Below are 12,951 nucleotides of genomic sequence, written 5' to 3'. Positions count from 1 at the left end.
TCTTAATTCTTAATTCTTAATTCTTAATTCTTAATTCTTAATTCTTAATTTTATAGTGTCCCAGCGAAATTGGTCTAGTTTATCCCGTTGATCGAAAAAGTATTCTTCTAGATATGGCTCAATTTCCCTTTGCCAGATATCTTCAATTTCCTCAGCTATAGTTTCTAGTAGAAAGAAGGAGATTCCGAGGGAGTAGTTAGGATCTGCGATCGCATTATTTATTTGTTCGAGTATCTTAATCAATCCATTAACTGGAAAATCCGTTGTTTCGTGATATCGTCTTAAGATTTCATAATTGGGATAGAGCCGAATAAATGCAAAGCGACGGCGAAATGCCTGATCAACTAGAGCAATAGAACGGTCTGCTGTGTTCATAGTACCGATGATCCGAACATTTTTCGGGATACTGAATAGTTGATTACTGCCAGCTAAGGGAATTTTTTGATCCCGGTACTCTAGTAGATACAATAATTCTCCAAACACACTAGCGAGGTTAGCACGATTAATTTCATCGATGATTAGAACACAAGTTCCTTGCCGAGACTCAGCTTTATTACAGAATTCTAGAAATCTGCCTGGAACTAAAGGATATCTCAATTCCCCATTTTGACTTTGTGGACGAATACCTTGAATAAAGTCTTCATAGGAATAGGCAGGATGGAATTGGACAAGTTCTGTGAATCCATCACTTCCACTGATTAAATGGTTAGCAATTTTTTGAGCACTATAGGTTTTACCTGTACCTGGTGGGCCGTAAAAAATTCCTTGTCCTTTGCGTTCAATAGCACGTATCCATGCCTCTAACTCTGCTATATCAAAACCAGTATCTCTAGCACATTCGCTTACCGTATACTCCTCTGGTAACTTCATCCTTGAAGCATCAGAGGAGTATACGGTAACCTCCTCTTTACCCGAAAAATTATACCTTTTAACCGCAACTAACCAGTAGCAAAACATATCGAATAAATCATTATCCCTGAGCACTGGTACACCCGGTTGATGCATAGTGTTATCTAATGCTTTAATCAGCTTCAATCCAGCAGCATTTGCTGCTGGATAATCTGTCAGTCTCTTTCCGTAGGATGTATTAACAAAATAATTGATCACCTGTCGAGAATTATCATTGATTAACAGAAACCTATCTGGTTGCAATCCATTGAGGAGATTCGTCAGCATTTCTGTCGGAAAACCTTTAGAGTATTCCCCTGTAGAAAACTGATTACAAGCTGCTGATAACTGATTAGGATGCTTAGTGCAGCAACCAACAAATTCAAGGATGTCGTAACCAATCTGCTCTACTAACCTTTGTATCCATTGCTGCTGGGATGTCAGTGTTGACGGCAATTGTAATTCTAAATAATTATCATATTTTCTAGGAATAGTTAGTATCCATGAACCATCACCCTCACCATATTGACTATTCAACGTAATCGCCAATTCTCTATCAGGGAATAGCTGAAACAGTATCGGTTCTGTTATAGCTTCTCCAGAGTCCACCATAGCAGAGATGACTGCAAAATTACGACACCAAAGGCGACGCTGCTCTTTGTAGGTTGCCATGTGACTTAACCCAAACGGTGTGTAGGGATATGAACTGATAAATTCCTGAAATAGACTTATCAATTCAGCTTTCTTATCCCCCACCATACTATCCACCTAATTTTTTTTATTAGAACATGTTTGAGACATTAGAGACTGTTAGTTAGTCATTGATTATCAGTAATGGGTTATTGGCTTGCTATTATCCATTATCGATTCTCCATGACCCATTCCAAAATACCTTCTTAGCAAATATTTAGCTAATTGATATAATGTTCTGACATAATTGCCATTTTATCCTCTACAATAGACTTAAGATGCTCAAATTGACTAGTCGTCAAGTAATGATAAGATTGTGGAGGTCTAAAGTTAGCCCATTTTGCTCTCAAATCTTGTAAGGTTACTGGTGGCTCAAAATGTTCTATGAGTTTTAAGCAAATCCCATAACCGACGGCGGCTTCCTCATAATACTCATTAAAATCTTTTTTTTCTATACCAGCATTGTCCTTTACTTTATACCAAAGGATATCCGGGCGGTCTTGAATAACGTCTTCCACTTCAAAAAAACCCGATAAAACCTTATCTGGAGCCGAGACATAAACCACAACAATATCCCCTGGTACTAATCGAGGACGCACCCGACGAAGTTCAATTTTTTTGGTTCCCTTGAATAATTGATTAGCATATTTAGGACGAATTGATAATAACAACACATTGGGCATTGTTAACACGAGTAATTTTTATTAATTTTGGGTGCCTTCTCTATATATCATTGTAAATTGTTCCTTATCAATCCGCAACGGTGATTGAAGTGTTACACGCTTACCAAGTATTTTTTTAATTTCAGCCAAATCTATAGGATTTTTAAAAAGTTCAGTATCACTAAATCGAAGTGCCATCAGCTTTTTATTCGGATCATTTTTGGTAAGCTTCATTAAATCTTCTAATTCATATACACCCAATCGGCGAAACTGTTGATGGAGATTTTTAGGTTTATTGACGACTACTTCATCAAGTCTAGAGCAAGCTCTTATGTGTCCTGTGCCGCAATATTTTTTATTATAGCTTACATACCAGATAATTCTACCAACAATCCCTGGTTTTAAGCCACCATTAGCTCGATGGCTTCGATAATAGACTAGTTCACGTTTTAGCGCCAGATAAGTTTCCGATCTCCATAGGAGCTGGTTAGCTAAGTCTTCATCGAATAATTCCTTTGCCCATTCTGCTTGAATAGGAATGATTATAGTAGGGAGTTCAGCATCAATAATTTTTGCTGGCCAAAGTATACGTTCAACGTCTAGAGTTGTTTTTACCGCTTTAGTTAAATTATCAGTTTTGAGGGTGTCAGCAATTTTTATGCAAAAATTATAATCTGGATTTCGATTAGCTAAATTAGTGAGATAGTCGGATAATTCTGTCGCCGTAACCGCAACCGCAAGATTGGCATTTAAATAGCCATCATGAACTTGAAAAAATGCATCATCTTGAATAGCGCTAAGAATAGTTTGATACAAATAAGGTTCAGTAATTCTTGTAAATGGCAGATTTTCACTTACTGACAGGGATATAAACCAAAAAATTAAGTGCCGCGCCAGAGTTTCTTCAAGAGGACCAGATCTAACCCGAAAAATTGGCACGTTTAACTCATGTTTTTTATGGGTATGATAAGCAATTAAAGCTAGGGGTTTATTTTCTGATTGAAGAATAATATAACACTTAAATTTATCTGGATTGGCAATAACAGTTTCCAGTCTTTTTTTAAACTTATTTAGCTTTTCTACCTGATCTTCGACCAAAAACGTTTCACTCAATAAACGTACCTGATCTAATTTATGAACACGTTGTCTAGTGATACCTGTACCTGCTAAGCGTACAGGCTGATAGTTAATATATTCGTGAAGATAATCTAGCTTAACAATTAAACTAGTAGGACTAAGTATTGATAAGTTCAATTCTTCATTGATAGCATCTGCGATCGCTAGTATTTGTGAATTACGAGTCAAAAAAAATGGTGCATCTGAAGCTATGGCTATAGCTAACTGACGCAGTTCAGATTTATTGATAGTTACCTGAGTTGATAACAAAACCTGGGTTAGAGCGCGACAAGCTGTTTGAAAGTCTTTCTGATTGTAAGGGAGTTGAGTAAAGGTATCGGCTAACTGGCGTTTACCATTCCTTTGTTTAGTATCATCAATAGTATTGATGACCTTAAATATTTCATTAGTTATACATAACTCCAAGTCAGGTTGTAACCAATCAGCTAGTAGAGAGTCGGATTCTGTCTTTGACCTAGCGTCATCTCCTTGCAAGTCAAAAAACACGCTGGTATCAATGACTGCACATAATTTAGACTCAAGTTTTTGGGTAGCAACCGTAGAAAATAGGGTAGGATGGTCGTGATCGCGCCACCAAACGGTAAGTAGTTTTCCATCCTTGCTCCTTCCGGGTTTTTCAGCCAAAGGAACAAAGTCTAAGTGAGACCACATTTTATGTAATTCATAATCACGACGGCATTTGAGTTTAATGCCGTAAAAGTCCTGAGTGTTCTGACTTAGATAATTAACCAGCTTTCTAGCAATCCCCTTACCACGCCATGATGGCTCGATGCATAGATGAACAATAACGATGATATTATGTCTACGCACCTTCCGGTATAACAAATAACCGGTACACTTTTTTTCAGGAGTAAGCGCCACAAGTATTTGACGACTGAGTGCGTGTTGATCAAAAGCTCCTTCAGGAAAATGACCAAGAGTGGTTGCGTGTGCTCGTCCCAAAGCCTTGACTGTCCTTAGGTGCAGGGATTTTTCATCAATTGTTTCAATTTGAAGCTGTATCTCTTGTGTCACGTTACCAATTACCAATTACCAATGGCCAATTACCAATTACTATGCATGGAATCGACCCTATTGTACGTGATTAAGCCTACCTAATCTTACTGGTTAGAAGGAAACCACTTTTGCTCTAGGTTGGTGAGTTCTCCGTCTTCCTGTAATTGCAAAATAATTCGGTTGATTGGCTCACGATAATGACTACCTTGAGGCAAAACTATGCCGTAGTCTTGTTCAGCAAACAACTCACCTACAATCTGGTATTCTCGGTTTTGTGACGTTTGGTAAAGTAAAGTTGGTGAATCATAAACTAGAGCCTGCACTTGCCCCGCTTTGAGAGCTTTGTATGCATCTTCCACCTGGTCAAATTCAATCAGCTTAACTGGCTGTTGATTCATATATCTGGCAGAGGTCGTGTCTGCGACAGTAGCAACCTGTTTTCCGAATAGATCGATAAGATCAGAAATATTCGATTCAAGACGATCAGCTGTGATGGCTGCTGTGAAGTAGGCAACCACGAATAATCCAGTAAACATCCAAACAATTGCCACCAAACGCCCCACAAAACTAACGGGAGATTTATCGCCATAGCCCACAGTTGTAGCGGTTACTAAAGACCACCATAAGGATTCCCAAATACCTGCTAAATAGGTTTTTGGAAACATTTCAGAGTTATGATGACGCTCAAATATCCACAAGAGGTGAGCTGCAGCTAATGCCACTCCTAAAACCACACTAACTGCTTGCAATGTTTCCCAAGAAAATAAAAAATTAATAGTAGCTAGAATAGGATATTGAGATTGAGAAAATATCAGGATTCGTAGTCCACTTTTATAGTAAGGATGAGAGAAATCAACGACTTCCTCTCGTTCAGCATTGACTGTAATTCCAGCAATGGCAACGTCAGCCTTACCGGTCTTAACTGCATCGATAACATCTGAAACTGATTCAAAGACGATAAATTCGTAGTCTTTTCCTAATTATTGAGAAATTTTATGCCATAACTCAATACTGTAACCGGTGGGTTGGTTAGTCTCTGATTCGACAAATACAAATGGTTTAAATGGCTTAGTAGCAACTTTCAATCGCTCTGCCAAAGCTGCTTGAGCGAAGCTGAAGGAACTAATTATGCCTAGGCTGACCACAACAGACCATTTTACATAGGAAAAGATAAATTTCATTAGTAACGATTTGTTAAAACTTGCTATATAGTCTCAAATTATTGAATTGGTAAGGGAGTAGACGCATTTCGGGTAAAAGGTTTTGTTTTTTTTCCCACTTACTTAAAAATATCCAATTTAAATGGGCAAAAGCTTATTACTGCTTGATTGCCAACTTACTATTTTGAATCAAATTTTGTAAAGACTATATAAACAAGTTGTTAGTGATTATGAAGTTCCTGTAAATATCCCTCAGTTTAAGGGTACGATTAAAGACACGCTTAAATCAAAAAAAGCAAGTCACATCCTATCAAGTAAGTAGTTGTCAACAATTTAATTTTACTGTTCAGATCAGGTAATATAAAACGGTAAACGATTAACCTAAACGTAAACATTAACAACATAGTTACGTTTAATTAGTCTATGGGCAGCAAAAAATAACTTAGATTTAAACGGTTTTATACCTAGATAAAGAAGGCTAACAAAGTAATTAGTTAGCCTCCCGTTTTTTGATAAATTAATAGGTGCGCGCCTCCTAGGGCGAGTAAATCGCCCTTAGGTCGCACCTCTTGTATAGATTAATGGTTAATGGGTAATCGCAAACTACCAATCACCAATTCCAAGTTCCCCATTACCATTAGTCAAAATTCAAAGTAGACCAAGTTATAGAACCTACAATCCCATCAGCATATAATCCTTTAGCTTTCTGATAAGCAATCACAGCAGATTTTGTCCGAGAGCCAAAATCACCATCGGTTGTACCAGAATAAAATCCTTGGGTTTGGAGCCGCTGCTGTAGTTCCTCTACTTCTGATCCAACTGCTCCTTGAATTAAAGGAAGATACGCAGATGAGGGTTGATCATTACGCCATCTTTCTGAAAACTCTTCCAAGACTTCTTTTGGTAGTTGTTTTTCTAGCCACTCAATCGCTTGTTTTTGGTGAGGTAAGCCACGATAATACTTGTAGGTGTTAAGGAGCAGCACAGGCTCCCGCTTCTTGTTACCTGGTTCCGAAGGAGATTCCTCTGATGGTTTAGAAGAAGTTTTCAGTGCTTCCCAGGTCTTTGAACCCACTAATCCATTGGCATCTAGTCCTTCAAACTTCTGAAAGGAAATCACTGCTTTGGTAGTAGCAGGACCAAAAATGCCATCAACTGGACCGGGACTAAACCCTTGAGTTTGGAGGGATTGCTGTAGCTCTTTGACTTTCAGACCAGTGTCTCCTTCTCTGAGATAGTCTTCAACTGATGAGTCAAGGCGCTGACGAACTTCTCGGCGCAACCGAGGCAATTGACTGTATAACCAGTCTCCAGGGCATTGGGTTGGTGAAAAGTCTCGATGCCCTTTAATATTGTCTGGGCTAATCTTGGTAGTATTGCAAATCGAAACACATAAATCTACCAAACTTTTCCATTGTTTGGCATTCATCCGGTAGCTGATAAAGGTGCCTTCATTTTCAATTCCAGGTGACTGGTTACCTAGAGTACTACCAGCATGAGCAGAGCTGACAGAACGTCCTTTTTTAATCGCTGATAAGGAACCCTGTCTACCTTCGAGTAAATGTCCACCCGTGGTATTCAAAAAGTTGTGACCTGAGTCATCCCAGCCAAAGCCATCCATGTGGGATTTTTGAATACTCCTAGCCAAACTTCTGGAGCCCCATAAGCTTCCTTTCGATAGATCATTTGGGGCATTGGGAGTAGCAGTATGGTGAATAATAATATATCGTGGTCTAGTAGTATCTGGCCATTTTTTTGGGGGTTTAGCTCCCCATTCTTTTGCTGAAATGACACTAGCAGTGAAAGACATATTGACTTGCGGTCTCCAGTTATACTAGTTTACTAATGGGCTCGTCGAAATAGGATGCGAACAATTAACCAAACTATGGATTTGGTTGAGGTGGATTGGCAACTATTCCTGACTGGATTCTAGCCTTCAATTGCGATTATCATCTATGGTAGGTAAGCCTATGGGCTACGCCCACGCTACTTGAGGTGCTAATGCGCACCTAAGTGGTTTTAAGGATGCAGCCTGGTATTACCAAAAAATTCTGGGTTTAAAGCCCCGTCCTTCTAGGACGGCTTTTAGTTGTCACTATTAGGTTTCGTTTGGTATAATGTGGTTATAGGGTACAGGCTGAAAATCCGTTCGCGTAGCGTGGCCTTTGGCCTTGGCTGAGCCGGGAGAGAGACCCGTAACTTATTGACCTTAAAGTAGAAATGCCCGGAGGGCTTGAAGTTACCGTAAGTAGAGTGGAGCCTTTATAGTCGGCAGGTTATGCAGCATAGGGAAAAGGTTTTGTAGTAAGGCTCCACTCTACTAAGGTTTCGTCTCTGGGAAAATCCTCCTAAAAAACCCAATCATCAATTAACAATTGGTGTGTGAACCCAGCAAACCACATTTTGAGAACAGAACGGTACGGCGGGGCACGCCGAAACCAGGTAAAACAGAGGAGAAACGGACTTTATAAGGCACTTCTCAATCTTGTTGCTAAACGCCCAAGGAGATTAGCCCGCTGGGTCTTTTGTGAAATAAACTGAAATCTTGGTCTTGACGGGTTTTTGGTTTGGATATTGCCCGATTTTTGGCGGCGTCAAAGATTAGGACACAAAGGTTTAAGGCCGATCGTAGATCTGGGAATCCCCGCTCCGTGATTGACGGGGAGTGTCAACCAACTACCAAGGAGAAGGCGAAACCTATTTAAAGGTATGTTGCTTTCCAGGGCGGGGTGAGAGTTGAGGTGTAGGTGATAAAGGGACTTTTTAAGGAGGATTTGGGAAAATTTTCCCCAGCAGTTGCCATAAAAGCTAAAATATATGCTATGATATAAATCGCACAGTACGCGGACGTGGCGGAATTGGTAGACGCGCTAGATTTAGGTTCTAGTGTCGCAAGACGTGAAGGTTCAAGTCCTTTCGTCCGCATCTAAAGGTGTGACCCAAGAGCGATTTACTCGCCCTAGGAGGCGCGCACCTAAGCCAATCAGGGTTATAGGTTTACAGAAACCAATAACCCTTAAGCAATTATTAGGGATTAGTTTTAATAGTGACTATTGTCTTTATTGGATAAGTAGTGCCACCTTACCTGTCATGGAACCGGCTTCGATAGCGTTGTGAGCAGCAGCAGCTTCTTTGAGGGGGAACCGTTGGCTGAGGTGAATTTTCAGTTTACCTTCATCAATCCAATTAGCACACTGCTGGAGAATCTCGGTTTGGTGCTGTTGAGCTGTAGTGAGTCCTTTCAAGGCTGGGGTGAGCATGAGTTCTAGACTGATTCGCAAATTATGCGATCGCGCTGTCTTCAAATTACCTTCGGCTGGGTCTAGTTGGAGGAGAGTGACAATATCCCCATATACTCGCACTACTTCACAGGTGTCATAAAAGGTTTTACCGCCCACAGTATCGAACGCCAAATCTACTCCCTCTCCCCCAGTCCAATCCAAGGCAGCTTTGACAAAGCTAGTTTGTTTGTAAAGGATAGGATAGTCAGCACCTAAGTGACGCACTAATCTAGCTTTTTCTTGAGAACTGACAGTAGTACAAACTTCAGCACCTTTGAGCTTAGCTAGCTGAATAGCAACGTGACCAACACCACCAGCACCTGCCTGAATCAGCACCTTTTGTCCTGCTTCTAACCGTCCTCGGTCATACAATGATTCCCAGGCAGTGATCAGTACTAGAGGAGCAGCAGCGGCTTCAGGGAAGGAGAGGGATTTAGGCTTGTGGGCAACTAAGGACTGATCAACAACAGCTAGTTCGGCATAGTTACCCGTACCAGATAATCCTAATCCCCCAGCACAGAAATACACCTCATCACCAACCTGGAATTTATTGACACCAGCACCAACAGCTTCTACCACACCAGCACCATCGCAGCCTAGGATAGCTGGCATTTGGTCACGGTAAACGGTGCCTCTACGCCTCAGTTTGGTGTCAATGGGATTAACACCAGCAGCGTGAAGATGCACCAGGATTTCTGTGTCGTTTTTAATTGTGGGGGCTGGTACATCTTGAAGTTCGAGCACTTCAGGTGTACCAGGAGCGTTCATTACAATGGCTTTCATTGGTCATTTGTTAATTGTTAATTGTTAATTGTCAATGATCAATGGTCAATTTTCAATTAACTTTGCACAAATAACTTTGAACAAAATCGCCATTTAATGATTTCCCTTTTACATCCATGCCTGATCATGCTGTACATAATTGTGCTGTAGTTTGACTATAGCGACAGGGATGGCTGAAGGGTGCTGTAGGCTGGGATTGGTGTTCTACTCGAAAGACATTCCCATAGAGATTAGCCAGGATTTGTTTACCAGAAAGGCTTCGCTCTAGATAGGGCAATGCGGGTTTGATATAAGGATAGACAACATTCCAGTAAAAGTTTGGGTAGTTCCGGCGCAAATCACCGGGATTACGATAGCCTAAAATCTGATTTTTCCCGATTTCTTCAAACTCGTAGAACAAGGCACTAATTTTTTGTAAGTAGCGGGGATCAGCTAGCTGACCAATCAAATCTGCTGCTCTGACTAAACCAGGATAATTAACCGTGTCTTGATGATCCTGATCAGCAGGTACTGGGAAACGGGTTAATTCAATATTTTTCTTAATCTGCTCAGTATCAATCAGCAAGTGATTACCAAAGTGTTCCTCAATAAACTGCTTACCCCGGTCTACATGGTAGGGAGTAAGGCTAGCATCAGTGGCACCTGTAGGGAGAATAATCATACCATTGTCTATTCCTGTGGCATACAATCCTTGGTCTGGTTGGTCTTGACGACAGATGCCTTTGATATAGCCAATGTCATGGCACAACAAGGAGATAATCACGTGCAACCAGTCTTCACAGGAGACGCTCCCTTCGCAGATGTGCTTACCCCACAAGATTTCCTGTCCAACTACGGTGACTAGGACGGTGTGTTCAATGTTGTGATAAAGAGCGTCACTATTAGCAATATTTTCCAGAGCCATGTGAGTAGCCCAAGTAATCAGCTCACAGTAGTCTGATTTTAGGTTGCCATAAGTGCTGTGGAAACCTGTCTCTAGGTTTTTAACACAGGTATCAATGATTATCTCGGTAAGATTAAACATCATAGTAGACATATCAGCAACTCCTGATTTAGATTTCAGCTCATCTCCACGGTCACATCCGGGGGATTTCAGGTTAGGGGTTAGGGGTTAGTAGTTAGTTAATTGGTCTAGCATTGCTTAATTATGCAATGATTTTAAGAGTTTTGTGGAACGGGCATCTTGCCGTGGAACGGGCATCTTGCCCGTTACAATTCCCAGCCAGGATGCCCACCCCACTCATATTAATTCCTTGATTCAGCAATGCCATTGCTCCGACTAACTACTAACAACGTTTTGTTTGGCAGCTCTCAATCCCTATATTTAGATAAACGCTAGATCAAAGTCCTCAGCATTCGCCCTGAGGCACTTAGCTTTGTTAGGTTCGGCACAAGGGGCGAGGTATTAACCTTACGTTTGTCAAGTTTTCACCCACTTCGGATCAGGTATCTACCAAGCTGATAGCTGATAGCTAAAAGCTGATCGCTTTATCAACACAACCCATCAAGCTCCCAATTTTGGGTAATACAAGTGCAACAGGGAGTGATATGATCTGACCAGTACTCAGTGCCATCAGACGCAGCGTTTTAGCTTGAGGGAAAAGGCAAAAGAGTACTGAGACATCTATAACCTCGTATAGGTTTGATTGCCATTAATCAAACTTTATACTGCGTTGAAGACATCAGGGTAATTTGTGGAAAAAGGCTCACAAGCCACGTCTAATCCATAATTTGTGTGAAAATCTTCACAAACCCATGGCTAGCTCAGCTTTCCGATAAGCTAGTTAGGATTGGTTTAAAATTAGCAGAAATAGTATCTTTTTTTGGTGCATCTTGATAACCACCTAAACGCTATGTCTAGGGGACAAAACCGATTATTCAAAATCTCTATCGGCAAGACTGAGATGTTCTTAGAAAAATTGAATCAACTAGATTTGACTGTAGCATTTGATCAGCTAACACCTCGTAAACGAGAGGTCTTGAAGAAAATGTTAGCGGGCCAAAGCGATCAAGCGATCGCTAAGTCGCTACACATCACAGAAGCTACTGTCAGAAAACATGTGCAGCAGCTGTGCGAGAAATTTGAGGTAAGGAATGCACCAGGTGAACACTACTCACTCCGTAATCAGTTAATTGACCGACTTAGTGAATATTACCCTAAGTTAGTAAATCCAGAATTATTAAGTAAATCTAGATCTTTGAGCCTCCCAGCGATGCCAGAGTCAGAAGGGCAACAACAGCCCGTTTCTCTCAATGTTGACTTTTATATCGAGCGCATTCCCTATGAAGATCAGTTGTTAGAGGCAATTGTCAAACCTGGTGCTCTAATTCGGATAAAAGCACCCCAGCAGATGGGCAAAACCTCCCTGATTGAAAGAGTTCTGGCTGAGATCAGGAAGCAAGGCTATCAAGATGTGACCTTAAGTTTTGAGTTAGCAGATAGTACAGTCTATAGGGACCTCGGCAAATTCTCACGGTGGTTCTGTGCCAGAGTTGGTCAGAATTTGGGGCTGTCAAATAAGTTGGATGAGTATTGGGATGATATTTTTGGATGTAATAGTAACACCACAGATTATTTTCAAGAGTATTTATTGCCAGAAATAAAAAGCAATATTGTACTAGTTATAGATAAAGTTGATCGGGTGTTTGAACACCCCGTTATTGCTGATGATTTTTGTCGCCTTCTGCGTGGTTGGTATGACATCGCTAGGCGGGGCGATCGCAGTAGCGCTATCTGGAAAAAACTGCGGTTGGTGATAGTACATTCTACAGAAATTTATAGCTCCTTGGATATCAATCACTCACCACTGGCTAATGTGGGATTGGAAATTGAGTTGCCAGAGTTTAGCACAGAGCAAGTACAGGAGTTAGTCAGACGTTATGGACTGGATGGGAATCCCAGAGAAGTCGAAGAACTGATGGCGATGGTGGGAGGACATCCTTATCTGTTGCGCAAGGGTTTAGCTTATATTAAGGATCATAACATTACCCTAGCGCAACTGTTAGAGGTAGCACCCACAGAAGCCGGACCATTCAGTGACCATCTGCGACGCCACCTAGGAAATCTCAAACAGTCTCCAGAATTGGAAACTGGGTTGGAGAAGGTGGTTCAAGCAAACAGCTGGGTAACTATCCCATCGGAGCAAGCCTTTAAGTTATACAGCATGGGGTTAGTAAAGTTGCAAGGGAATAGCGTCATGCCTCGCTGTGATTTATATCACAAGTATTTTTGCGATCGCCTTTGCCAGCGGATTGAGCCTGAGTGCTGAGTGGGTCAGTTCAGAATCCATACATAGTTTAACCCACATTCCGCAGGTTCATCAGCAAAGGAGATAATATTTACGACAAGGAGCA

General features: G+C 41.0%; 8 protein-coding genes, 1 tRNA gene and 1 pseudogene. 2 read left to right on the top strand and 8 right to left on the bottom strand.

Annotated features, from left to right (window positions below):
- Nucleotides 1-30 precede the first annotated feature (30 nt).
- The 6 genes and pseudogenes from AC4II3_RS25960 to AC4II3_RS25935 form a co-directional block, all read right to left on the bottom strand.
- Nucleotides 31-1,647: an McrB family protein gene (locus AC4II3_RS25960; RefSeq protein ID WP_488013225.1), complete on the bottom strand. Its 1,617-nt coding sequence runs from the start codon at nt 1,645-1,647 to the stop codon at nt 31-33.
- Nucleotides 1,648-1,799: 152 nt separating this feature from the next.
- Nucleotides 1,800-2,261: an ASCH domain-containing protein gene (locus AC4II3_RS25955; protein ID WP_293036876.1), complete on the bottom strand. Its 462-nt coding sequence runs from the start codon at nt 2,259-2,261 to the stop codon at nt 1,800-1,802.
- A 21-nt stretch (nt 2,262-2,282) separates the two neighbouring features.
- Entirely contained in the window at nt 2,283-4,391 is a 2,109-nt protein-coding gene (locus AC4II3_RS25950; protein WP_488013223.1) for a GNAT family N-acetyltransferase, read from the bottom strand.
- An 86-nt stretch (nt 4,392-4,477) separates the two neighbouring features.
- Nucleotides 4,478-5,338 (bottom strand): annotated as a pseudogene (locus AC4II3_RS25945) (transporter substrate-binding domain-containing protein); the annotation flags it as partial.
- Between the two features lie 15 nt (nt 5,339-5,353).
- Entirely contained in the window at nt 5,354-5,554 is a 201-nt protein-coding gene (locus AC4II3_RS25940; RefSeq protein WP_488013221.1) for a hypothetical protein, read from the bottom strand.
- A gap of 616 nt (nt 5,555-6,170) precedes the next feature.
- Complete coding sequence (locus AC4II3_RS25935) at nt 6,171-7,343, bottom strand: peptidoglycan recognition protein family protein (RefSeq protein WP_488013219.1); 1,173 nt, start codon at nt 7,341-7,343, stop codon at nt 6,171-6,173.
- A gap of 1,033 nt (nt 7,344-8,376) precedes the next feature.
- On the opposite strand from AC4II3_RS25935, the gene AC4II3_RS25930 reads away from it, so the two are divergent.
- Nucleotides 8,377-8,458, top strand: a tRNA-Leu gene (locus AC4II3_RS25930).
- A gap of 134 nt (nt 8,459-8,592) precedes the next feature.
- Here AC4II3_RS25930 and AC4II3_RS25925 read toward each other — a convergent pair.
- Together AC4II3_RS25925 and AC4II3_RS25920 are read right to left on the bottom strand one after the other, a co-directional pair.
- Nucleotides 8,593-9,597, bottom strand: a complete 1,005-nt coding sequence (locus tag AC4II3_RS25925) for a zinc-dependent alcohol dehydrogenase family protein (protein ID WP_488013217.1) — start codon at nt 9,595-9,597, stop codon at nt 8,593-8,595.
- A 124-nt stretch (nt 9,598-9,721) separates the two neighbouring features.
- Complete coding sequence (locus tag AC4II3_RS25920) at nt 9,722-10,621, bottom strand: Npun_R2479 family HD domain-containing metalloprotein (RefSeq protein ID WP_488013227.1); 900 nt, start codon at nt 10,619-10,621, stop codon at nt 9,722-9,724.
- Between the two features lie 829 nt (nt 10,622-11,450).
- Here AC4II3_RS25920 and AC4II3_RS25915 point away from each other — a divergent pair.
- Nucleotides 11,451-12,866 (top strand): AAA-like domain-containing protein, encoded by a 1,416-nt coding sequence (locus AC4II3_RS25915; RefSeq protein WP_490722927.1) that lies wholly within the window; start codon nt 11,451-11,453, stop codon nt 12,864-12,866.
- The last annotated feature ends 85 nt before the right edge of the window (nt 12,867-12,951 follow it).

Source organism: Moorena sp. (assembly GCF_982860115.1).
Note: the sequence above shows the minus strand (reverse complement) of the source record. Positions and strands in the feature narration are given on the sequence as shown.